The following is a 20,190-nucleotide window of genomic DNA, read 5'->3' as shown; positions in this document are numbered from 1 at the left end:
GTTCGGGAGGGCAACACCCTTCTTCTTTCGTCTCACTTTCCGGGCATCCGCTTCTCACCATGTGGAACTACGGTGACACGCCCGCCTCTCCGTACCTACGATCGGCCCCATGAAGCGACAGGCGGATCTCACGAAGCGACGGGCGGTCGATCTTTGCCGTGTCGCCGCCATGCTCTGTCGCGCCGTCGTCTGACGGCCGGCTCTCGGTGCCCTTCGCAGCCCGGACCGCAGCCGCACACCACCCCCGCTGTCCCCGCCACCGCGGCGTACAGCCCCGTGCGCGCCCGCCGGCGCCCAGCGCCGCCGCACGCACGTCCACCGCACCGCACACCCCGCAGTACCTGCCCTCCGGAGGAGAGACATGAGCCGCAGTGACGTCCTGGTCGACGCCGACTGGGTCGAGGCCCGCATCGACGACCCCAAGGTGGTCATCGTCGAGGTGGACGAGGACACCTCGGCCTACGACAAGAACCACATCAGGAACGCCGTCCGGATCGACTGGAAGACCGACCTCCAGGACCCGGTCCGCCGCGACTTCGTCGACCAGGCCGGCTTCGAGAAGCTGCTGTCCGAGAAGGGCATCTCCAACGACGACACCGTCGTCCTCTACGGCGGCAACAACAACTGGTTCGCGTCCTACGCCTACTGGTACTTCAAGCTCTACGGCCACCAGGACGTCAAGCTCCTCGACGGCGGCCGCAAGAAGTGGGAGCTGGACGCCCGCGAGCTGGTCTCCGAGGTGCCCTCCCGCGCGAAGACCGAGTACAGGGCCAAGGAGCAGGACAAGTCGATCCGCGCCTTCCGCGACGACGTCGTCGAGGCCATCGGCAAGCTGAACCTGGTGGACGTCCGCTCCCCCGACGAGTTCAGCGGCAAGCTGCTCGCCCCCGCCCACCTGCCGCAGGAGCAGTCGCAGCGCCCGGGCCACGTCCCGACCGCCAGCAACATCCCGTGGTCGAAGTCGGCCAACGACGACGGCACCTTCAAGTCCGACGACGAGCTGAAGGAGCTGTACCAGGAGGCGGGTGTGGACCTGTCCAAGGACACCATCGCCTACTGCCGCATCGGCGAGCGCTCCGCCCACACCTGGTTCGTCCTGCACGAGCTGCTGGGCCAGGAGAACGTCAAGAACTACGACGGCTCGTGGACCGAGTACGGCTCGCTGGTCGGCGTGCCGATCGAGCTCGGCGACGGCAAGAGCGCCTGAGCCACCTCCCCCTCCACACTCAACTCCTCGTTCCGGAAGGAAGAGCACCCGACATGTGCGGAGCACAGGCAGGCGGCCCCGACGCCTCCTCCATCAAGCCCGGTGAGACGACGATCCAGGGTCAGGTGACCCGCGGCGGCGAGCCCGTCACCGGGTACGTCCGGCTGCTGGACGGCACCGGCGAGTTCACGGCCGAGGTCCCCACCTCCGCCACCGGCCAGTTCCGCTTCTACGCGGCCGAGGGCACCTGGACCGTGCGCGCCCTGGTTCCGGGCGGCACCGCGGACCGCACCGTCGTCGCCCAGCAGGGCGGCCTGGTGGAGGTCCCCATCACGGTGTGACCGTGACCGCGTGACGGCCGCGGGACGGGCCGTACGACGCACTCAGGCCGTGCCCCGGGGGTTGGACACCTTGTGCGGGGCACGGCCTCCGTCCTGTCCGGGCGCGGATGTCCGGCGCGCGCCCGGCGCACGTCCGGCGGGAACGGGTACAGGACGGGCGCCGGACGGGCGCTCAGTAGACGAGGGCCTGCACGCCCTCGCCCGTGATCTCGCTGACGAACACCTGGGCCCCGGCGATGCGGACGCCCTCGATCACGTCCTTCTCCTCGATCCCGCGCCGCGCCGCGCACTGGGTGCACAGGGTGATACGCCCGCCCGCCAGGACGCCGTCGAGCAGGTCGGGCAGCGGCGCGGAGTGCGGCAGCTCGAACTCCGCCGCCCGGCCCGGCAGCGCGAACCACGACGACTCCCCGGTCAGCCAGAGCGACACCTCCACTCCGCTGGCCACGGCCACCGCCGCCACCGTGAAGGCCTGCGAGCACCGCTCGGGCGCGTCCGCCCCGGCCGTCACCTTGATCACGAGCTTCTTCGACACAGCTGCCATGCGGACCACGGTAGCCCGTGGTCCGCACCGCAATCCGATCGTGACCGGTCCGGGTACAGCCTTCTTCCCCGCGCTCTTGTCAGCGAACTGACAAACGTGTGAGGAGATTTCATGTCCACGCCCCCGCCGGCACCGGCGGAACCTCCCGAGTCCGCGGCCGGGCCCGACCCGGCACCCGACCCGGCACCCGAGCCCGCGCAGGCTCTCCCGGCCGGCCCCCCGCCCCCGCTTCCGCCGGAGGCACCCCCCACGGCCCAGCCCGCGACGCCGCCCGCGCCACCGGCCCGGGAACGGCCGCGCCGCGGCGCGGCCGTACGGCCCTGCTGCTGGCCTGCGCCGCCCTGCTCGGCACCGTCGGCGGCCTCGCGGGCGGCTACACCGTCCAGGCCGACCGCGCGCCCACCCCACTGCCCCCGCTGTCCCAGGCGGAGCTGTCGTATCCGAAGAAGCCGCTGCCCGAGGACGAGGCGCCCGAACCGCTCACCGCCTAGGAGGACCGGCGGGTACGCACGGACGGCGATCTGCGCAAGCTGCTCCTGGACCGGCCCGAGGAGGCCCGCGAGTCCGAGAGGCCGTCGGAGTCGGACAACTGGCTCTCGCCGTCCGGCTACGCCCAGGAGTTCGAGAGCCCGAGCCGCATGTTCACCTATCTGGCCGACGAGAACCTGCGCCGCGTCGCGACCACGGCCTGGCGTCCGAGCGCACACCACACGGTGAGCATCAGGCTCGTGCAGTTCCGCGAGGAGAGGCGCCGGTCCGCCCGCGACCACGCCAAGAGCCAGCAGGCGTACATGTCCTTCGACTCGCACACGGGCAACGACGGCTCCGCGCTGAAGGGGTCGGGCAACGGCCGCTACTACGTCTTCGACCGGCCCGACCGTGAGCCCGGCTACCTCCCGATGTACCAGGCCCGGGCCATCGCCCAGCGCGGCGACATCATGATGGACATCTGGATCTACGACACCAAGCCGATCGCCGAGCGCGACATCAGGTCCCTGGCCGAGCGGCAGCTGGAGCGGCTGTGAGCGACCAGGAGAACCGGAACGACATCGAAGGCGCACCTGCCGAGGCCACGGACGGACAGCCGGAGGCGCCCGCCGCCCCGGAGCCGGGAACCGTCCCGGAGGCGCCCGACGCCGCGGCTCCGGACGGTCCGCAGGACGCCGGACCGCGCGGGAAGGGCCGGCTCCGCCGCGTCCTCGTCCCCCTGCTGGCCGCCGCCCTGGTGCTCGGCGCCGCCTGCGGCGGACTGGCCTACACCAAGGCCACCGTGAACGGCGCCGACGTCTCGGCCCCCACGAAGGTCTGGAAGAAGCCCGCGAGGACCCCCTCCGAGGACGATCCGGTGCCCGACCTCAGGGAGGGCCGCACCGACGGCGAGCTGCGCAGGAAGCTGCTGCCGGTCCCCGAGGACTTCCGGCTCGGCCCGGACGTCTCCGAGTTCGGCAACGACACCGAACTGAGCGGCCGGCAGGCTCAGGCCCTGCTGCGCGAGGGCGGCAAGGGACTGCCGGGCAAGGAGCGCCGCCGGCACCGCGAGTACGTGGAGAAGCTGCGTGTCCAGGGCATCGCGATGCGCACGTACACGCCCTACGACAACCGGTTCACGGCAGAGATCCAGCTCGCGCGCATGAAGAACGAGAAGGGCGTCAAGGACCTGAGCGGCTTCCAGTCCGGGCTGGCCGACGCCCTGTCGGTCTTCCGCGACGGCCCGAAGATCAAGGGCCACGACAACGCGCGGTGCTTCCTGCCGCCCGAGGACGGCGACTCCGAGCTGGACGCGATGTTCTGCACCGCCTACCAGGACGAGTACCTGATCTCGTTCCGGGTCGACGGTGTCAAGCCCTTCGAGAGGAAGGACGCCGCCGAACTGCTGAAGGACCAGCTCGACCACCTGGCGTCCCCGGGAGAGTACGTATGACCGAGCCCGTGACAGACCGGCCGGAGCCGGCCGCGCCCGCCGTCCCGCCGCAGACGGAGCAGAGCACCGGGACGGCGGAGACTTCGGCGCAGACAGCGCAGACAGCGCAGGCCCCGCAGGTGGCCGCCGTGCCTCCCCAGCCGTCCGCTCCCCCTCCCCCTCCCCCTCCCCCTTCCCCGCCCCGGCCGTGCCCGTTCCCCCCGCGCCGCCGAAGCGCCGCCGCCCGTCGGCCCGCGTGCTGCGGGCCGTCGGCCGCTGGACGGCCGCCGTGACGGTCTTCGGCGTGTTCTGCGCGGGCACCGCCTACGGCATCACGCGGCTGGAACGCCACGAGGTGCCGGGCCTGGCCACCGAGAGCGACGGGCGCTGGGAGTATCCGCGGCTGACCCTGCCCGCCCTCCCCTCCGGCTCCCCGCGCCCGTTCGCGCAGGGCAACGAGGCGGAGATCCACCACGCCGACCTGCGCGAACTGCTGATCCCCCTGCCCGAGGGAGCCGAGGAGGGCGGGAAGGCCGGCAAGGACGGCGGGCTCCCTTCGCCGAAGGGCGGCTGGGTCACGGTCGAGGACTACACCGCCCTCTACGAGAAGGCCGACCGGGACGAGCTGCGGCAGCGGCTGGCGGACGACGCCGTACGGCACATCGCCGCCCGCGGCTGGGTCATGCCGGACGGCACCCGCACCAGCGTCCACCTGCTGCGGTTCAACAGCGGCGCCGTGGCGGGCGACCTCCACGCCGAGGTGCTGTACGGGGGCCTGGTGCCGGGTCTGCCCCTGGCCGAGGCCCCGGAGTCGGAGATGGACGAGAGCCGGCCACCGGAGGCCGTACCGGAGAACGTCGAGATCGAGGTGTACGACGAGCCGAAGCCCCGCGGCGAGGCGCACACCCGCCACGCGTACCTGCTCGCCGGGGACACCGTGGCCCTGATCGTCCAGACCCGGGAAGGAACGGCCCCCGCGGTGCCGTTCCGGCAGACGGTGATCCTCCAGGCCCAGCTCCTGGGCTGAGCCCGCCGCAACCGGCCCCGTGGCGGGGCGGCACACCTCACAGCACCGCCCCGCCACGGGCCGACTAGACTCGTCGGCGGGCCGCCCGCCGGCCCGTACGTCCGTGCCGAGCCCCCGAGGAGCGCTCCCGTGCTTGAGGCATTCTTCACCGCCCTGCTGGTCCTGGTCTGTATCGGCGTCCTGGCGTTCACGGGCCTGACCGTGAAGAAGCTCTACCAGGGCCAGCGCTGACCCGTCCCCGTTCCGTGACCCGGGCCGCGTGCGGCCCGAGCCCGGGCCGCACCACCGACCACACGCCCTCGACAGATCGTCTGAGCACCCCATGATCGAGATTCCGTCCGACCTCCACCCGGACCTCGTCCCCCTCGCGTTCCTCCTGGGCGACTGGGCGGGCGCGGGCGTCGCGGACTTCCCGGACCGCGAGCAGTGCAACTTCGGCCAGGAGGTCACCTTCTCCCACGACGGCCGGGACTTCCTGGAGTACGTCTCGCGTACCTGGGAGCTGGACGACAAGGGCGAGAAGGTCCGCCCGCTGGAGAGCGAGAGCGGCTACTGGAAGATCGACGCGGAGCGCCGGGTCGAGGCCGTCATGGCCCGCGACCGGGGCATCGTCGAGGTCTGGCACGGCGAGATGGCCGAGCAGAAGCCGCAGATCGACCTGGTCACGGACGCCTTCGCCCGCCTGTCCTCGGCCGGCGAGTACTCCGGCGGCAAGCGACTGTACGGCTACGTCAAGGGCGACCTGATGTGGGTCGGCGAACTGGCCACCCCGGACCCGGAGCGCCCGCTGCGCCCGTACATGTCGGCGCACCTGAAGAAGGTCGTCGACCCCAGCGAGTGGGCCAAGGACCTCAAGGACCTCCCGGACGACGGGATCGCCTTCTTCAAGTAGGCCGCGAGCAGGCCGCTTCCCGTTCCCCCGGGCGGGCCCGGACGGCGCCGGGGCCGCCGCTCCGGAGCGTGAGCGCGACCCCGCAGGGGTTAACAGTTTTTATGGCTTCACACCCTCGTGGTGGTCCATCACCGACCACCACGAGGGTTTCTTGTTCTCAGGTGCGACACTTTCGTCCTTCTCTCCCGCAACAACGGGTCCGCTGAGTCTCGCGGGACGAGGGAAGAGCCATGCCCTCCATGCAACCCACAGGGAGTTAACAAAACAAAGAGCATGGAAGTGCTCTTTGACATCCTTCTGCTCTGTCGCTAACTTCTCCCCCCAACGCCTCGATTCGCCGCCTCGCGGCGGAGCGGTTCCGCGTACATATCCGGAGAGAGCCCGGAAAACAGCGGAACCCCCGGTCATCAGCGGTGACCGGGGGTTCCGAAAGCCGTGCCCCTGGCGGCTTGCTTGCAGAGGCGGACCAGGGGCTTTCACCACCACGCTACCACGACCGTCCGATAACGCACCGGGCTGCGAGAGGCAGCCCTCGCCTCCGGGGGGAGCACCATGGCCGAGGAACTGCCCGACTGGATGCTGCGCGCCTTCTCCGAGCCCCGTCTGAACCGCTACCTGCGGGCGACCGGGGGAGACGCCACCGCGGCAACACGGCTCTACTGGTGGAACGTGGAGGCATCCGCCGCTCTCTACGGCCCTCTGCACTGCCTTGAGGTGACTCTGCGCAACGCCCTGCACGACCGGATCGGGCAGCAGTACGGGGAGGACTGGTGGGACGCCTTCCCCCTCAACGGAAACGGCCGGCGTCTGGTCGCCCGAGCACGGCGCAAATGCGAGGATCGCGGCCTGCGGTCCGTGCCCGCGGACAGCGTGGTCGCCGAACTGTCCTTCGGCTTCTGGGCCTCTCTTCTCAGCCGTGGCTACGACCGCTCCCTGTGGGTTCCCGTCCTGCACCGTGCCTTCCCGCACTACTCCGGCAGGCGTGGGGTCCTCTACGACAGTCTCTGGTCGCTGGTGCTGCTCCGGAACCGGGTCATGCACCACGAGCCCGTCCACCACCGCGACCTGGCCGCCGATCACACCAAGATCTACCGTCTGCTGGGGTACATGAGTCCTGAGCTCGTGAAGGAGATCCAGGCACTCGACCGCTTCCCCTCCGTACTCGCCCGCCGCAACGGGCCGGATTCACGCTTCTGACCGGAAGGAGGCGCCCGTGGAAGACCTCGACGGCAGGCTCGTCTCACGGGCCGAGATCGCCCGGCTCGCCGGAGTGCGCCGCCCCGCTGTCAGCAACTGGGAGCGGCGTCACCCCGACACGTTTCCCGGACCCGTTCCGGCCGGGGAGGGCGGAACGGAACTCTTCCGCGCGGCGGAGGTCGCGGACTGGCTGGACCGCCGCGTCATCCCGGTGAACGCACGCGGGGATGGCGAGCCTGCCGGTACGACATACGGAGATCGTTTCCGTTCCGGCTCGGAAGCGACCACCGTCGCGCCCTCGAAGGCTGTGGACGCCGCACCGCTGCTGCGCGCCGTCGAGCGGCTCGCGAGCGACGAAGCCCTCCTGCCGCGCGGGAGTGTGCCCCTGCCCGATCGCGCCGAGATGCTGCTGGCTCTGATCTACCTGTGCGGTTCCCAACCCCAGGTGTGGAGCTCACTGAGGAAGCTCGCCGACCGCACGGCGCGCGGTCCGGAAACCGCCGACCTCCGGCAGGTGATCGCGGGCGGTCTTCCGACCGGGCTCTCTCCTTCCACCGTGCAGTCCTGGCAGGGCAGGGAACAGGCCCTGGCGGATGCCGTCCGCCTGATCGACGCGCATGCCGCGGAGGACCTGGGTCAGTATGTCCGCGCCTTCGATCTCCTGGTGAAGAGATATACCGAGGAGTGGGCCGGGCGAGCGGGAAGCGAGCTCTTCACCCCCGTGTCCGTGGCGCGCGCTGCCGCTGCTCTTGTGACACCCGCTGTCGACGCGACCGAAGCGCACGACCCGTTCTGCCGTGCGGGCGAGATGCTGACGGCCGTCGTCGACGCCTGGACCGCCACAGGCTCCGCGGGCTCCACCCGGGTCAGCGGAGCCGGTCTGCCCGAGTTCCCCCTCCGACTCGCAAGGATGGGGCTGGGCCTGCGCGGACACTCCTCGGCCGATATGAAACCGGGTGCCGCTGCTCCGTCCGCGCTCACGGCTCCGCTCGGACGCAAGGTTGGTCTCCTTCTGGCCAATCCTCCGTTCAATGTCCGCGTCGCCGGCTCCGTACGCCAGTCGGACCACTGGCGGTACGGGCCGCCCCCTTCCCACAACGCGAACTTCGACTGGCTGCAGTACGCCGTGGACCTGCTCTCTCCCGGTGGACGAGCCTGTCTGGTCATGGCCAACATCGCGGCCACCTCGGCCAACAGGAGAGAGCGGGCGATCCGGTCCGCCATGGTGGAGGACGGCGCCGTGGAGTGCCTGGTCTCGCTTCCCCCGGGGCTCTTCTTCTCCACCGGCATCCCCGTGACGCTGTGGATCCTGAGTGCGCCGACGGGAAGGTGTGACGAGATCCTCTTCATCGACGCCCGCGCTCTGGGGGAGATGCTCTCGCGCAGCGTCCGGCACCTGCCGGACCACGAGATCGCCGCCGTCGCCCGGGAGTACCACGCCTGGCGGGACGCCCGGGCGACGGGTACGGCGTACCGGGGAAGGGCCGAGTTCAGCAGGTCGGCGAGCATCGGCGAGATACGCGGTAACGGCTACGCCCTCGCTCCCTCCCTGTACGTGTCCCCCGCTCCTGTGGAGGGGGGCGCGCCCGACCACCGCGCCCGTATCGGCGGTCTGCGCGACGAACTCGCCAGGCTGCACGAGGAAGCGGCGAGGATTGACGCGGCTGTCGAATCGATACTGCGGAGGCACAACGCATGAGCCGACCGACCGGTCCACTGCCGCCGGGATGGCGCGAGGTGCGTCTCGCGGAGGTATGCGAACTCCAGGGCGGGCCGTCCTGGGCCACCCTGCGCACCGGTCGGCACGACGGTGAGGGCGTTCCCCTTGTCAGGCCCCGGGATATCAGCGGTCGGCGGATCACTCCGGACAGTGTCGGCAGGATCCCGGAGGAAGCCGTTCCCATCCGGTCCTCCCACCACCGTCTCAGGCCCGGAGACGTTCTCCTCGCCCGTTCGGGCGCCGTAGGGCGTATCGCCCTGGTATCCGAACAGCAGGCAGGCTGGCTGTTCAGCGGGCACCTGGTGAGGATCAGGCCTCTGGACGAGGTCCTCCCCGATTTCCTGGTGTGTTGCCTTTCGCGACCGGCTGTCGCCGCCTACGTCGCCAGGCACACCCGGGGGTCGACGATCCAGCACGTCTCCCTCCAGGACCTGGGCGGCATCCCCGTCGTGCTGCCCCCCCTCCATACCCAGCGGGAGATCGGCGGACAGCTCGCCGCGCTGGACGAGAAGGTCCGGATCCACACGGAGATCGCACGGACAACCGCCGAACTCCGCGGAACGCTGGAGGACCTGCTGTTCACCGGGCTCCTCGGCGCTCGATAGCGCGATCCGGCAGCTATGCCCGGCGCCCCTCCTACACTGGCAACTGTGGTGAGCACCGACTGGCAGAGCGACCTACGCAGACGCGGATACCGGCTGACGCCGCAGCGCCAGCTCGTGCTGGAAGCCGTGGACAAGCTGGAGCACTCCACTCCGGAGGACATCCTCGCCGAGGTGCGTCGCACGGCGGGGAGCGTGAACATCTCCACCGTCTACCGCACGCTGGAGCTCCTGGAGGAGCTGGGGCTGGTCAGCCACGCCCACCTGGGCCACGGCGCTCCCACCTACCACCTGGCGGACCGGCACGACCACATGCACCTGGTGTGCCGGGACTGCACCACGGTGATCGAGGCCGACATCGCGCTCGCCGCCGACTTCACCGACAGGCTGCGCGAGAAGTTCGGCTTCGACACGGACATGAAGCACTTCGCGATCTTCGGCCGCTGCCGCGACTGCGCCGAGCGGGCCGCCGATGGGAACACGGCGGAGGACACCGAGGGGGACGCGGACGAGAGCGCGGGCGGCTCCGGGTCGTAGGCTGGCCGCATGTCGTACAAGAGCCCCCTGCTGTCGCTGCCCGGCGCCGTCCCCGCCGAGGCGCCGGACGAAGGCGTCGCCGCGCACTACGGCGACCTCTTCCGCGAGCAGCGCACGCTCGCCGACGGCGGCGGAGTGGTCGACCTCTCGCACCGCGGCGTGGTCACCGTCACCGGCGAGGACCGGCTGAGCTGGCTCCATCTGCTGATCACCCAGCACGTCAGCGAGCTGGAGCCCGGCCACGCCACCGAGGCGTTGATCCTCTCCGCCAACGGCCACATCGAGCACGCGCTCTATCTGGTGGACGACGGCGCCACGACCTGGATGCACGTCGAGCCGGGCACCCGGGAAGCGCTGATCGCCTACCTGGAGAGCATGAAGTTCTTCTACCGGGTCGAGGTCGCCGACGCCACGGCCGCGTACGCCGTGATGCACCTCCCGGCGGGCTCCATCGCCGAGGTGCCCGAGGGCGTGGCCGTCCGCGAGACGGCGTACGGGCGGGACCTGTTCCTGCCGCGCGGCGAGCTGGAGTCCTACACCGCCTCCCTGGGCCCGGCGGTCGGCGTGCTGGCGCTGGAGGCGCTGCGCGTCGAGGCGCACCGGCCCCGGCTGGGGCTGGAGACCGACCACCGCACCATCCCGCACGAGCTGGGCTGGATCGGCACGGCCGTCCACCTGCAGAAGGGCTGCTACCGGGGCCAGGAGACCGTGGCGCGCGTCCACAACCTGGGGAAGCCGCCGCGCCGGCTGGTCTTCCTCCACCTGGACGGCAGCGAGGTGCACCTGCCCGGCCACGGCACGCCCGTGCGGCTGGCCAAGGACGGGGAGGAGGGGCGGCAGCTCGGCTTCGTCACCACCTCGGCCCGCCACCACGAACTGGGCCCGATCGCTCTGGCCCTGGTGAAGCGGAACGTCCCGGTGGACGCGGAGCTGATCGCGGGCGACACCGCCGCTGCCCAGGAGACCGTCGTCGAGCCGTAGGAACGCCCCGGCGGAAGGTGCGGACCGGGAAGTGGAAGCGGTACGCAGGGGCGCGAGCCGGACCGCCGGGTGCATACTGGCGTTAATGACAAAATCGGCCGTAGCCCGGCGCCACCTGCCCACCAGCCCCTTCAAAGCCCCTGTCGCACCGCCCGACAAGCACTTCGCCGAGGGTGAGCGGGTCACCCACGACACGTACGGCCTCGGCCGGATCGTCACCGTCGAGGAAGGCGTCGCGGTACTCGTCGACTTCGGGTCCAAGCAGGTGCGGATCCTCAGCCCATACCACAAGCTGAACGCTCTCTGAGGCCGCCGCGCACGACCGCCGCAAGGCGGTCGGCCGCCTCCCCCCACACCACGTTTCCGCCCCGAGAGGCAGATCTCCCCATCGACACCACCGAACTGTTCTCCGCTCCGGACCAGGCGCCCCCGACCCCCCAGGCGGCGGCCCGGCCCCCGGCCCGGAACCCCTTCCAGGCACCGGACTTCGGAGACATCCCGGACTACGACGACGCGGAGGAGACCGGAGAGCCGCCGTTCGACGCCGACACCGCCGCTGCCGCCGACGCGACCGGCGCGGCCCGCGCCGCCAAGGGCGAGGGCCCGGGACGGGACGGCGGCGGCAGGAAGCGGCCGTCGAACTCCTCGCGCCGCAGGCGCGACCGCTCCCGGCAGGTCAGCCGAGGCTCCTCCCGCCGCTGACGGTGGCCGCCGCCCTGGCCTGGAGCACGGCGAGGACGCCCACCGGGACCGTCTGCACCACGGTCCACGCCCTCCCCCTCGCGGTGAGGTCCAGCAGGCCGGACGCCAGGACGGCCAGGCTGAGCGCGAGCCGGCCGAACCCGCAGGCGGCCACCGCGCGCACCGCCCCCGGCCGGACGTACGGCGGCCGCGCCACCAGGCCGACCGCTCCCCCACCGGCCAGCATCCCCGCACCCACCGCGGACACCACCGCCGTACCCGGCCCCAGCGCCCTGCCCAGCGGCGCGGCGGCGGCCAGGTAGACGAGCCCGACGACGGCCATCCCGGCCGCGTCCAGGGCGAGCAGGCGGCGGACCGGGTGGCCGGCATCCCGCCCGTTCCGCCCCGCCCTTTCGCCTTCTCCGGCCGCGACCGGGCTGCTCCCGTGGCTCATGGGCTACTCCTCCGTCCGCACCGTGCGTACGGCCGCAGGCTGCCCGCATAACCTGACAACCGCCGTCATGTTCTCCGGGCACACTCGGCGGTGTGAAGTCCGACCGGTTGCTGTCGATCCTCCTGCTCCTCCAGACCCGCGGCCGGGTGCGGGCCGCGGAGCTCGCCGAGCGCCTGGAGGTGTCGGTGCGCACCGTCCACCGCGACATCGAGGCCCTGTCGGCCGCCGGGATCCCGGCCTACGCCGAACGCGGCCGGCACGGCGGCCGGGAAAAGGCGCGCGCCTACACCGTCGATCCCTACGGGCTGGTCGCCAAGGCGGGCACCTGGTACCTGGTGGCCGACCACCGCGGGCGCGGCCGGCTGTTCCGCGCCGACCGGCTGACGGACCTCGCCGTCACCGAGTCGCCGGTGCGGCGCCGCGAGGGCGTGGAACTGGCTCAGGTGTGGGCGGGGTTGCGGCGCGAGGTGGAGGACCGTCCCGGCGGCGTCCGGATCACGGCGCGGGTGCGGCGCGAGCGGCTGGACATGGTGGTGCGCATCGCAGGCGCGCACCTCGCGGGCGAGCCCTCCACCCCGGACGGAGCGGGCTGGGCGCGCGCCGGGTTCGACTACCCGGTCCTCCCGGCGGTCCGCCAGCTCCTCCAGTTCGGCGCCGACGTGGAGGTGCTCGCCCCTTCCGAGGCCCGCGCGGATCTGGCCCGCGCCGCGGCGGATATCCGCTCGCTGTACGGCAGTTGACCGACAGAGGATTCAACAGTCCGCACCGGAGTGGGAAAAGCAGTGACGGCCCGCCGACCTGGCCGGCGGGCCGTCACGGTGACCCGCCCGTCAGTACGACAGGTCCCGCTGCTCCTCGATCAGGCGACCGGCGATGCGCAGGTTACCGTCGGAGTCGAGGATCGCGATGATCTTCTTCGTGGAGCCGTGGTGCGTCGTGAAGTAGATCTTGTCCGCCTCCTGGGAGGTGGAGTAGTTCGTGTTCACCGACAGCTCGATGCTCACCGGCGAGCTGATGAGCACGTCCTTCTTGGGAGCGTTCGGGTAGACCTGATTCTGCCGCAGCTTGATCCGGCCGTGAGTGTCCCCCTCGTCCCAGTCGGTCGCCAGCCCGAGGTCGATGTCTGCCATGATGCACCCCCTCTTGATCACGGCGGACCCCTTTTGTTCCGGGAATCCGAGCATACGTGAGCCAGCATGCCCAAACACCGGAAGGCCCGCCCTTCCTTCGGCTTCACAAGCTCTTCCGTGAACCCGCTGAAAAACTACACACGCTTCGCCCATTCCAGTGACAGAGGTTCGCTTATTTCCCTTCTCTTTCGTTCAGGGAACCTTGATGACAGCGGATGCCAACATCTGATCACTTTGAGGCTGGTTCGGGGCGCTTCCCTGTCACCGCCCTGTAGGTGCGCGCCTGGTTCGGCCACCCGGTCCTCGCCGCGGCCGCCGGCCCCTCCGGTCCGGCACTGGTCTCCGGTTCCTCGCCGGTGAGACCGCTGGACATCGGCATCCGAACTCCGAGGTGCCCGCCGGTCCGGCTCAGCCGGTGAGCCGGTCGTCCTTGACGGCGGTGAGGAACGACGCCCAGGCGTCCGGGGCGAAGGCGAGGGCCGGGCCGTGCGGGGCCTTGCTGTCGCGTACGGGGACGGTGCCCGGGAGGTTGTCGGCCACCTCGACGCAGTCGCCTCCATTGAGGTTGCTGTAGCTGGACTTGCGCCACCGTGCGGCGGTTATCTCGTGCGGGGAGGTGGTCATGGAAGCTCCTCCAGGAGTCGGAGTAGGAACTCCGCCGAGTCACGCGGGGACAGGGCGTGGTCGCGCAGCCGATCGTAGCCGACCTGGAGTTCTTCGACCCGGGCCGCTTCCTCGATCAACTTCCCGCTGTAGGCGGTCTCCACCCAGGCGACGGTCCTGCCGTCCAGCAGTCGCAGGAACGCCGTGTCCGTGTGGCTCAGCTCGCGCAGTCCGGCGCGAAACGGGAGCACTTGCAGTATCACGTTCCACAGTTCTGCCGTATCGACCAGATACTTCAACTGCTCGCGCCATACCGTGGCGTCCGGCAACGGGCGGCGCAGGACGGCCTCGTCGAGAATCGCTCTGAGCTGAGGTGCGCCATCGCCCGTCAGGACATCTCTGCGGCTCATGCGCGCCTTCACCTGTTGCTCCAGTTCGTCGCCTGGACGCAGGCCACCCAGCGTCAACAGCTCACGGGCGTATGCCTCGGTCTGGAGCAGCCCCGGCACGACACCGGGTGAGTACTTCTGGATGCTCACCGCCTCGCCCTCGAGTGCCATGAAGCGGCGGTACTTCTCGCGGAACCGGGTGGCGTCCCCGGCCGCCAGTTCCCACAGGGCCAGCAGCAGGCCGGGGGTGCCGTAGTACTGGTCGAGAGCCTGGGCGACGTCCGGGCTGCCGATGGTGTGGCCGCTTTCCATCTTGCCGAACAGCGACCAGTCCCAGCCCAGTGCCTCACCCAGCTTCCGCAGGCTGTCGCCGCGTTCGGTGCGCAGGGTGCGCAACTCCTCGGCGAACCGCCGGCGCGGCTCCTGGCTGCGACCTGTGACCACTCTTCTCGGCGGCATTCCGTCCCCCTCCGTGGAATGTGTGGAAGCGGCACCGGGCGGCCGGGAAGGGCTTTCCGGCCACGGGTGTTCGCGCTCCACTCCGGTTCATGCTCGTAAAGCGAACGCGACCGACGGTAGTCGCGCTGTCGCTTCTCGCACAGGGATACGGTGGAGGGATCACACCATATGGTGATGAAAGACTCGGATCAGGTTGGGGAGCAACGGATCGGGGAGGCGGAGGCGGCCCGTGACGCGCTCGCCGAGGCGCTGCGGCGGGCGGGAATCCGGTTCCCGGCCGTGGACGTCCGCATCCCCGTGCGCGCGGACGGGGCGGCCGGTTACGCGATGGTGGTTCTCGGCGAGTGCTCCGCGCCGGTGGCGCGGGAGTTGGCGGCCGTCATCGAGCGGGGTGCGGTGTGACGCCGCCCTCGTTCGCCCCGGCCGCCGAGCGCCCGTGGCGCGACGGGTGGCCGCTGCCGGCGCACACCGACGACGCCAACGGCTGGACCACGGGCGGCTGCTGGCTGTACTGCCGCCGCGAGGGTGTGCGCGTGCTGTGGATCGGCTCGGTGCGCACTCCCGGCGCGGCGGGCGACGTGTACGCGTGCGGCCCGTGCATCGCGGAGCTGGACCACATGGTGCGCCTCCAGTCCCACGGCCGGGACGAGCCGCCGGACGGAACGGGCGGCACGGGCGGTGCGGCGGGGACCGGCGCGTGCGGGCACCGGCGGATCGGGAGGCTCGGCGGCAGGATCCACTGCCGCGACTGCGGGCGGCAGATCTACCTCTGAGCCGCCCTCAGGGTTCCGAAAGCCCGGGCCATAACACCGTGCTATAGCCAAGTGGTAGTACCCAGCCCGTTCCGCTTCCGGGAACCTGGTGCCTCCCCACAGGTCACACGCGAACCATCGCGTGTCTCCGGAAGCGAGGAATCCCTTGCGAATAACCAGGCTCGTCCCCGCCCTGATCGCGGCCATGGCCGCCGTTCTCTCCCTCTTCGTGCTGGCCCCGGCCGCGTCCGCCAAGGAGGCGCCCGGCAGCGGCGGTCCGCAGCCGATCATCGGCGGCGGCTACGCGCAGAACGCGCCCTGGGCCGCGCGGCTGTTCTCCAACGGCCGTGAGACGTGCTCCGCGACGATCATCGCGCCGACCTGGATCCTCACCGCCAGGCACTGCGTCAGCGGCGGCGGGCTGTCGTTCCGCATCGGCAGCCTCGACCAGCACAGCGGCGGCACCGTCGCCAACGGCACCCAGATCTACAACCACTCCTCCTCGGACCTGTCGCTGGTCCGCCTGGACCGCTCGGTCTCGGCGACCTACGCCCGCCTGGGGCAGCCGGGCTCGGTGCGGGTCAACCAGACCGTGCAGGTCTACGGCTGGGGCGCCACCTCCCGGTGCGGCTCGGAGGCCAACTGCCAGTCGCGGTACCTGAAGGTCGCGAACGTGATCGTGACCGGCGGCTGCTATGACGCCTACTACGGTTCGGCGATCTGCGCCCGCCGCGGCGACGGCATCACCGCGGGCGGTGACTCCGGCGGCCCGATGATGGCGAACGGTGTCCAGGTCGGCGTCGCGTCCACCAGCGACCGGCAGACCACCACGGCCTACACCAACGTGACGGCCTACCGCTCCTGGATCCAGTCGATCGCGGGCGTCTGATCCCGCGCGGCCCGTTCTGACGGCGGTCCGCTCCGACAGCGGTCTCTTCCTCCGGGTCCTCCCCGTTCCGCCTCGGCGGAGCGGGGAGGACCCGTTTCCGGCTCCGGGCGATCGGCCCCGGCCGGTCGTGCCCTGCCGGTCAGAGGGTCTCGCTGAGGGTGTCGGCGATGCGGCGGCGGGAGGCGCGGGAGGCGGGGACGGCCGAGACCCCGACCGCGCCCACCACGGCCGCGGTGGCCACCAGCAGCAGGACGCCGGGGGGCGGGGTCTGGGCTATGCCCGCGCCGATGCCGCTGGAGCGGCCCTGCGCGTCGATCAGCCACCGTCCGGCGGCGGCCCCCAGCACGGTGCCGGCCAGGGCGGCGGCCAGGGCGGTGAAGGCGGTGGAGACGGTGATCACGCCCGCTATCTGGCGCGGGGTCAGGCCGATGGCCTTCAGCGCGAGCAGGTCGCGTCCCCGGTCGCGGACGCGGGCGCCGAGGACGGTGGACAGTTCGGTGAGGCCTATCAGGGCGAGGACGGCGATCAGTCCGGCGAGGACGCCGCGCACGCCGACCAGTTCGTCGGCGGGGTTGGCCGGTTCGCGGACCTCCAGGCGTCCGCCAAAGGAGGCGGCCAGTTCGGCGCCGACCTCCCCGGCGTCGGCGCCCTCGCGCAGGACGAGGTGGTGGACGTCGGGCGCGGCCGGGCCCGGGCCGTCGCCCAGGTCGAGGTTGTCCAGGGAGGTGGAGATCACCCGGCCGCCGTCCTCGGGTTCGATGGAGCGGCCGGTGATGTGGAGGATCTGCGGGCGGCCCTGGACGGTCATCCGCACCCAGTCGCCGACGCGTACGTCCAGCAGGTCGAGCAGCCCCTGCCCGGCGACGGCCTCGTCCGGGCCGTCGGGGAGGCGGCCCTCGGCGAGGGCGAAGGGGTAGGGGTCGGCGTCGGTGCCCAGGCCGCGCAGGGTGATGGTGGCGGTCTGGCCGGGGACGAGGGCCTCGACCTCGGTGCCGGGGTGGACGGCGGTGACGTCGGGGTGCGTGGCCAGCAGCCGCTCGGTGCGGGCGCGGCCGCCGGCCCCGGAGGCGGCGCCGTCGGGGGAACTGTCGGGGGAGCCGTCGCGCACGGTGAGGGCGGCGGGCAGGCCGATCTCCTCGGGATGTTCGTGGAAGCGGTCCACGGTGGCCCAGGCGCCCAGTGCGGCGGTGATCATCGCCAGCGGCACGGCCAGGCGCCCGACGGCGGCCAGCGAGCGGGCCCGGCCGGGGAACGCTCCGCGCCAGCCGAGGACGAGGGCGGGCGGCGCGTCCCGGCCCAGGGCGCGCCGCTCGGGCAGGGTCAGCGGGCCCAGTCCGCGCGGCACCGCCGTACGCGCCACCGGCACGGGCGGCACCCGGCCGGCGCGCCAGGCGGCCAGCGAGGTGGCGGTGGCGATGAAGAGGACGGAGGCGCCGGTGGTGGCCAGCACCGTCCAGGCGTGGCCGGGCAGTTGCCGCCACACCTCCACCGCCTCGCCGATGCGGCCGGGGATGCGCGCGCCCAGCAGTTCGGTGACGGCCGCTCCGCCGGCGACGCCGAGGAGGGCGAAGCCCAGGTGCTGGACGAGGAAGACGCGGACGACCTGGGCGGGGGTGAAGCCGATTGCCTTCAGCACGGAGATGTCGCGCAGATGCCCGTGGACGCGGGTGCTGATCGCCCCGGCGACCGCCAGGGCGGCGGCCAGCAGCGCGCCGAGTCCGAAGAGGGCCAGGAGCAGGCCTAGCAGCCGCCCCTCGCCCGCGGCGTCGGCGCGGGCCTGCTGCCAGCGGGTGACCTGGGAGACCTGGTCGGCGCCGAGGGCGGTGACGGCGCGCTGGACCATGAAGTCGGTGTCGCCGGGGTCGGTCAGGCGCAGTCCGACGGTCTGCCCGGTGCGCTCGGGGTCGGGCTGGAGCGTCTCCAGCGCCTTCTCCGGCAGCCAGCCGATGCCGGGGGTGTCGCCGGGGGCGTAGCGGGGCTCGGCGGTGTCGGCGACGCCGGTGACGCGCAGCGTGTGCTCGGTGCCGCGCGCCCCCCGCGCGGTGAGGGTGTCGCCGGGTTCGGCCCACAGGGCGCGGGCGAGGGAGCCCTCCAGGACGATCTCGTCGGCGGCGCCGGCCGCCGGCCAGCGGCCTGCGGTGACCAGAGGGCGGCCCACCTTCGGCGGTTCGGGTCCGGTGGCGCGCAGTTCCGCGGTCGCCCGGGCGCCGCCCAGTTCCACGGTGGTGCGGGCGGTGCGGAAGGGGCCGGACAGGCCCGTGACGCCCTCCAGGTCGCGCAGTCGCTCCGGTTGGGCGCCGTCGCGGGTGTGGATCCACACGTGCGCGCCCTCGGACTGGGTGAAGACCCGCTGCCAGGGGTCGGCCGTGTAGGAGAACAGCGCGCCGGCGAGCAGCAGGGAGGCGACGATCCCGGCCGTGGCCAGGACGGTGAACAGCGCCTCGCCGCGGTGCGCCCGCAGGTCGGCGTGGGCCCAGCGCAAGGTGGCGCGCACGTCGTCTCAGTCCTTCAGTTCCAGTACGCCGGCCACGCCCTTGCCGCGCCGCCGAGGGCCCGGGCCGTCCGCGTCCAGGGCGGCGTCGTCGGCTATGCGGCCGTCGAAGAAGCTGATGACGCGGTCGGCGGCGCTGGCCATCCGGGCGTCGTGGGTGACCAGCACGATGGTCTGGCCGCGGCCGTGGAAGCGGGAGAGCAGGCGCAGCACCTCGCGGGTGCCGCGGCTGTCGAGGCTGCCGGCGGGCTCGTCGGCCAGCAGCAGGTCGGGGTGGTTGACCAGGGCCCGGGCCAGGGCGACGCGCTGCTGCTCGCCGCCGGACAGCTCGCCGGGCATGCTGCGCTCCTTGCCCTCCAGGCCGAGCTCGGCCAGGAGTTCGGCGCGGTCGGCGCGGGCTCCCTTCGGGCTGCTTCCGGCCAGCAGGGCGGGCAGTTCGACGTTGTCGGCGACGGTGAGGTTGGAGACGAGGTTGAAGAACTGGAAGACGATGCCGATGCGGCGGCGGCGCAGCACCGCCCACTGGGACTCGCCGTAGGAGTCCAGGCGGGTGCCGTCGAACCAGATGCTGCCGGCGTCCGGCTTCTGGAGCCCGCCGAGCAGGTGGAGCAGGGTGGACTTGCCCGCGCCGGAGGGGCCGGTGACGGCGACGAACTCGCCGCGCGAGACGGTCAGGTCCACTCCCCGTACCGCCCTGGCGGGGGCGCCCTCGCCGTGGTGGGTCTTGACCAGGCCCTCGGCCCGCAGGAGAGGGGGCGCCTTCGCCGGTGCGGCGGGGCCCTGGTCGGCCGGCGCCTGGGAACGGCTCATTCCAACTCCTCCTGACAGCGTTCCAGCCAGTCGAGGTCGGCCTGGAGGTGCAGCATCGCGCCCTCGATCAGCAGCTGCGCCACTCGGTTGTCCCGGTCCTCGGCCGCGGCGAGCCGGGACAGCTCGCGCATGGTGTTGAGGTACTGGCGGCGCTGCTTGTTGATCAGCGTGATCTGGTCGGCCAGACCGGTCTGCGGGGCGATGGCGAGCTTCATGAAGAACTCGTCGCGCACCCGGGGCTCGTCGGTCGGCTCCTCGAACCAGGCCCGCACCGCCTCGCGCCCCGCGTCGGTGAGCCGGTAGATCCGCTTGTTGGGCCGGGCGGACTGGGCGACGTCCTCGCCCTGGATCAGTCCCGACTTCTCCAGCCTGCCCAGCGTGACGTAGATCTGCCCGACGTTCGGCTGAGGGTACGCGGCGCCCAGCAGCTTCTCAAGGGCTCCTTTGAGCTCGTATCCGTGGGCGGGGCCGGCCGCGAGGAGGGCCAGAAGCGGCAGACGCACGCGCGCACTCCTCCTCCCCGTCCCGTGCCGGGCCGGTGCCGGGCCGGCGGCCCCTCCGGGCGGCGGCGGCCCGGTCGGCGG

The 20,190-nt window shown here is 72.0% G+C and carries 26 protein-coding genes; 18 read left to right on the top strand and 8 right to left on the bottom strand.

Going from position 1 to position 20,190, the window contains the following annotated elements; genetic code table 11:
• Positions 1-109: 109 nt before the first annotated feature.
• From IQ279_RS28760 to IQ279_RS03205, 3 genes are all read left to right on the top strand, one after another.
• Positions 110-193 carry a putative leader peptide gene (locus tag IQ279_RS28760; protein WP_369126573.1) on the top strand — a complete coding sequence of 28 codons (84 nt, stop codon included), beginning with the start codon at positions 110-112 and terminating at the stop codon, positions 191-193.
• A gap of 168 nt (positions 194-361) precedes the next feature.
• Positions 362-1,207 (top strand): sulfurtransferase, encoded by an 846-nt coding sequence (locus IQ279_RS03210; RefSeq protein WP_206346754.1) that lies wholly within the window; start codon positions 362-364, stop codon positions 1,205-1,207.
• Between the two features lie 53 nt (positions 1,208-1,260).
• Positions 1,261-1,548 carry a DUF1416 domain-containing protein gene (locus tag IQ279_RS03205; protein WP_206346753.1) on the top strand — a complete coding sequence of 96 codons (288 nt, stop codon included), beginning with the start codon at positions 1,261-1,263 and terminating at the stop codon, positions 1,546-1,548.
• Between the two features lie 172 nt (positions 1,549-1,720).
• Here the strand turns inward: IQ279_RS03205 and IQ279_RS03200 are convergent, their stop codons facing one another.
• Positions 1,721-2,083, bottom strand: a complete 363-nt coding sequence (locus IQ279_RS03200) for a DsrE family protein (RefSeq protein ID WP_206347165.1) — start codon at positions 2,081-2,083, stop codon at positions 1,721-1,723.
• A gap of 107 nt (positions 2,084-2,190) precedes the next feature.
• Between IQ279_RS03200 and IQ279_RS27715 the strand changes: the two genes are divergently transcribed.
• From IQ279_RS27715 to IQ279_RS03150, 11 genes are all read left to right on the top strand, one after another.
• Positions 2,191-2,583 carry a hypothetical protein gene (locus IQ279_RS27715; protein ID WP_241027683.1) on the top strand — a complete coding sequence of 131 codons (393 nt, stop codon included), beginning with the start codon at positions 2,191-2,193 and terminating at the stop codon, positions 2,581-2,583.
• Positions 2,584-2,730: 147 nt separating this feature from the next.
• Positions 2,731-3,117 (top strand): hypothetical protein, encoded by a 387-nt coding sequence (locus tag IQ279_RS27710; RefSeq protein ID WP_241027539.1) that lies wholly within the window; start codon positions 2,731-2,733, stop codon positions 3,115-3,117.
• On the top strand, positions 3,114-4,013 hold the full coding sequence (locus IQ279_RS03190; RefSeq protein WP_206346752.1) for a hypothetical protein: 900 nt from the start codon (positions 3,114-3,116) through the stop codon (positions 4,011-4,013). Before IQ279_RS27710 ends, IQ279_RS03190 begins: the two co-directional genes overlap by 4 nt.
• A gap of 187 nt (positions 4,014-4,200) precedes the next feature.
• Positions 4,201-5,019, top strand: a complete 819-nt coding sequence (locus tag IQ279_RS03185; protein ID WP_206346751.1) for a hypothetical protein — start codon at positions 4,201-4,203, stop codon at positions 5,017-5,019.
• A gap of 322 nt (positions 5,020-5,341) precedes the next feature.
• Entirely contained in the window at positions 5,342-5,911 is a 570-nt protein-coding gene (locus tag IQ279_RS03180; RefSeq protein WP_093847181.1) for a heme-binding beta-barrel domain-containing protein, read from the top strand.
• Positions 5,912-6,463: 552 nt separating this feature from the next.
• A complete protein-coding gene (locus IQ279_RS03175; protein ID WP_206346750.1) occupies positions 6,464-7,108 on the top strand; it encodes a hypothetical protein in 645 nt (214 codons plus the stop codon).
• A gap of 16 nt (positions 7,109-7,124) precedes the next feature.
• Positions 7,125-8,807 (top strand): N-6 DNA methylase, encoded by a 1,683-nt coding sequence (locus tag IQ279_RS03170; RefSeq protein WP_206346749.1) that lies wholly within the window; start codon positions 7,125-7,127, stop codon positions 8,805-8,807.
• Positions 8,804-9,433, top strand: a complete 630-nt coding sequence (locus IQ279_RS03165) for a restriction endonuclease subunit S (RefSeq protein ID WP_206346748.1) — start codon at positions 8,804-8,806, stop codon at positions 9,431-9,433. The genes IQ279_RS03170 and IQ279_RS03165 overlap by 4 nt, the downstream gene beginning before the upstream one ends.
• 45 nt (positions 9,434-9,478) lie before the next feature.
• Positions 9,479-9,967, top strand: a complete 489-nt coding sequence (locus tag IQ279_RS03160) for a Fur family transcriptional regulator (RefSeq protein WP_206346747.1) — start codon at positions 9,479-9,481, stop codon at positions 9,965-9,967.
• 9 nt (positions 9,968-9,976) lie between these two features.
• Positions 9,977-10,948, top strand: a complete 972-nt coding sequence (gene ygfZ / locus IQ279_RS03155; RefSeq protein ID WP_206346746.1) for a CAF17-like 4Fe-4S cluster assembly/insertion protein YgfZ — start codon at positions 9,977-9,979, stop codon at positions 10,946-10,948.
• 85 nt (positions 10,949-11,033) lie between these two features.
• On the top strand, positions 11,034-11,255 hold the full coding sequence (locus IQ279_RS03150; RefSeq protein WP_206346745.1) for a hypothetical protein: 222 nt from the start codon (positions 11,034-11,036) through the stop codon (positions 11,253-11,255).
• A gap of 369 nt (positions 11,256-11,624) precedes the next feature.
• Here IQ279_RS03150 and IQ279_RS03145 read toward each other — a convergent pair whose 3' ends face one another.
• On the bottom strand, positions 11,625-12,083 hold the full coding sequence (locus IQ279_RS03145; RefSeq protein WP_206346744.1) for a hypothetical protein: 459 nt from the start codon (positions 12,081-12,083) through the stop codon (positions 11,625-11,627).
• A 92-nt stretch (positions 12,084-12,175) separates the two neighbouring features.
• Between IQ279_RS03145 and IQ279_RS03140 the strand changes: the two genes are divergently transcribed.
• Positions 12,176-12,823, top strand: coding sequence for a helix-turn-helix transcriptional regulator (locus IQ279_RS03140; protein WP_206346743.1), 648 nt, complete (start codon positions 12,176-12,178; stop codon positions 12,821-12,823).
• Between the two features lie 90 nt (positions 12,824-12,913).
• On the opposite strand, the gene IQ279_RS03135 is transcribed toward IQ279_RS03140, so the two are convergent.
• The 3 genes from IQ279_RS03135 to IQ279_RS03125 form a co-directional block, all read right to left on the bottom strand.
• Positions 12,914-13,213, bottom strand: a complete 300-nt coding sequence (locus tag IQ279_RS03135; RefSeq protein ID WP_206346742.1) for a DUF6342 family protein — start codon at positions 13,211-13,213, stop codon at positions 12,914-12,916.
• A 408-nt stretch (positions 13,214-13,621) separates the two neighbouring features.
• The gene (locus tag IQ279_RS03130) at positions 13,622-13,837 is read right to left on the bottom strand and encodes a DUF397 domain-containing protein (protein WP_206346741.1); all 216 of its coding nucleotides are present in this window, start codon (positions 13,835-13,837) and stop codon (positions 13,622-13,624) included.
• On the bottom strand, positions 13,834-14,664 hold the full coding sequence (locus IQ279_RS03125) for a helix-turn-helix domain-containing protein (RefSeq protein WP_206346740.1): 831 nt from the start codon (positions 14,662-14,664) through the stop codon (positions 13,834-13,836). The genes IQ279_RS03130 and IQ279_RS03125 overlap by 4 nt, the downstream gene beginning before the upstream one ends.
• A 174-nt stretch (positions 14,665-14,838) precedes the next feature.
• Between IQ279_RS03125 and IQ279_RS03120 the strand changes: the two genes are divergently transcribed.
• The 3 genes from IQ279_RS03120 to IQ279_RS03110 all read left to right on the top strand — a co-directional run bounded on the left by IQ279_RS03120 (position 14,839) and on the right by IQ279_RS03110 (position 16,305).
• Positions 14,839-15,066: a hypothetical protein gene (locus IQ279_RS03120; RefSeq protein WP_206346739.1), complete on the top strand. Its 228-nt coding sequence runs from the start codon at positions 14,839-14,841 to the stop codon at positions 15,064-15,066.
• Entirely contained in the window at positions 15,063-15,437 is a 375-nt protein-coding gene (locus IQ279_RS03115; RefSeq protein WP_206346738.1) for a hypothetical protein, read from the top strand. Before IQ279_RS03120 ends, IQ279_RS03115 begins: the two co-directional genes overlap by 4 nt.
• A gap of 145 nt (positions 15,438-15,582) precedes the next feature.
• Positions 15,583-16,305 carry a S1 family peptidase gene (locus IQ279_RS03110; RefSeq protein ID WP_241027537.1) on the top strand — a complete coding sequence of 241 codons (723 nt, stop codon included), beginning with the start codon at positions 15,583-15,585 and terminating at the stop codon, positions 16,303-16,305.
• A 139-nt stretch (positions 16,306-16,444) separates the two neighbouring features.
• Here the strand turns inward: IQ279_RS03110 and IQ279_RS03105 are convergent, their stop codons facing one another.
• The 3 genes from IQ279_RS03105 to IQ279_RS03095 are packed head-to-tail and all read right to left on the bottom strand — an operon-like array spanning position 16,445 to position 20,109.
• Complete coding sequence (locus tag IQ279_RS03105; RefSeq protein WP_206346737.1) at positions 16,445-18,799, bottom strand: ABC transporter permease; 2,355 nt, start codon at positions 18,797-18,799, stop codon at positions 16,445-16,447.
• Between the two features lie 6 nt (positions 18,800-18,805).
• Complete coding sequence (locus IQ279_RS03100; protein WP_206346736.1) at positions 18,806-19,606, bottom strand: ABC transporter ATP-binding protein; 801 nt, start codon at positions 19,604-19,606, stop codon at positions 18,806-18,808.
• Positions 19,603-20,109: a PadR family transcriptional regulator gene (locus IQ279_RS03095; RefSeq protein ID WP_206346735.1), complete on the bottom strand. Its 507-nt coding sequence runs from the start codon at positions 20,107-20,109 to the stop codon at positions 19,603-19,605. The genes IQ279_RS03100 and IQ279_RS03095 overlap by 4 nt, the downstream gene beginning before the upstream one ends.
• Positions 20,110-20,190: the final 81 nt, after the last annotated feature.

The sequence above is a fragment of the Streptomyces verrucosisporus genome (assembly GCF_017114865.1).
GTDB classification, from domain to species: domain Bacteria; phylum Actinomycetota; class Actinomycetes; order Streptomycetales; family Streptomycetaceae; genus Streptomyces; species Streptomyces fenghuangensis.
Note: the sequence above shows the minus strand (reverse complement) of the source record. Positions and strands in the feature narration are given on the sequence as shown.

What these genes read in the sequence shown, in the direction of transcription:
- IQ279_RS03100 (WP_206346736.1), bottom strand. Translation starts at nt 19,606, where the DNA reads ATGAGCCGTTCCCAGGCGCCGGCCGACCAGGGCCCCGCCGCACCGGCG.
- IQ279_RS03135 (WP_206346742.1), bottom strand. Translation starts at nt 13,213, where the DNA reads ATGGCAGACATCGACCTCGGGCTGGCGACCGACTGGGACGAGGGGGAC.
- ygfZ (WP_206346746.1), top strand. Translation starts at nt 9,977, where the DNA reads ATGTCGTACAAGAGCCCCCTGCTGTCGCTGCCCGGCGCCGTCCCCGCC.
- IQ279_RS03125 (WP_206346740.1), bottom strand. Translation starts at nt 14,664, where the DNA reads ATGCCGCCGAGAAGAGTGGTCACAGGTCGCAGCCAGGAGCCGCGCCGG.
- IQ279_RS03145 (WP_206346744.1), bottom strand. Translation starts at nt 12,083, where the DNA reads ATGAGCCACGGGAGCAGCCCGGTCGCGGCCGGAGAAGGCGAAAGGGCG.
- IQ279_RS03205 (WP_206346753.1), top strand. Translation starts at nt 1,261, where the DNA reads ATGTGCGGAGCACAGGCAGGCGGCCCCGACGCCTCCTCCATCAAGCCC.
- IQ279_RS03180 (WP_093847181.1), top strand. Translation starts at nt 5,342, where the DNA reads ATGATCGAGATTCCGTCCGACCTCCACCCGGACCTCGTCCCCCTCGCG.
- IQ279_RS03165 (WP_206346748.1), top strand. Translation starts at nt 8,804, where the DNA reads ATGAGCCGACCGACCGGTCCACTGCCGCCGGGATGGCGCGAGGTGCGT.
- IQ279_RS27710 (WP_241027539.1), top strand. Translation starts at nt 2,731, where the DNA reads ATGTTCACCTATCTGGCCGACGAGAACCTGCGCCGCGTCGCGACCACG.
- IQ279_RS03150 (WP_206346745.1), top strand. Translation starts at nt 11,034, where the DNA reads ATGACAAAATCGGCCGTAGCCCGGCGCCACCTGCCCACCAGCCCCTTC.
- IQ279_RS03120 (WP_206346739.1), top strand. Translation starts at nt 14,839, where the DNA reads ATGAAAGACTCGGATCAGGTTGGGGAGCAACGGATCGGGGAGGCGGAG.
- IQ279_RS03175 (WP_206346750.1), top strand. Translation starts at nt 6,464, where the DNA reads ATGGCCGAGGAACTGCCCGACTGGATGCTGCGCGCCTTCTCCGAGCCC.
- IQ279_RS03210 (WP_206346754.1), top strand. Translation starts at nt 362, where the DNA reads ATGAGCCGCAGTGACGTCCTGGTCGACGCCGACTGGGTCGAGGCCCGC.
- IQ279_RS28760 (WP_369126573.1), top strand. Translation starts at nt 110, where the DNA reads ATGAAGCGACAGGCGGATCTCACGAAGCGACGGGCGGTCGATCTTTGC.
- IQ279_RS03130 (WP_206346741.1), bottom strand. Translation starts at nt 13,837, where the DNA reads ATGACCACCTCCCCGCACGAGATAACCGCCGCACGGTGGCGCAAGTCC.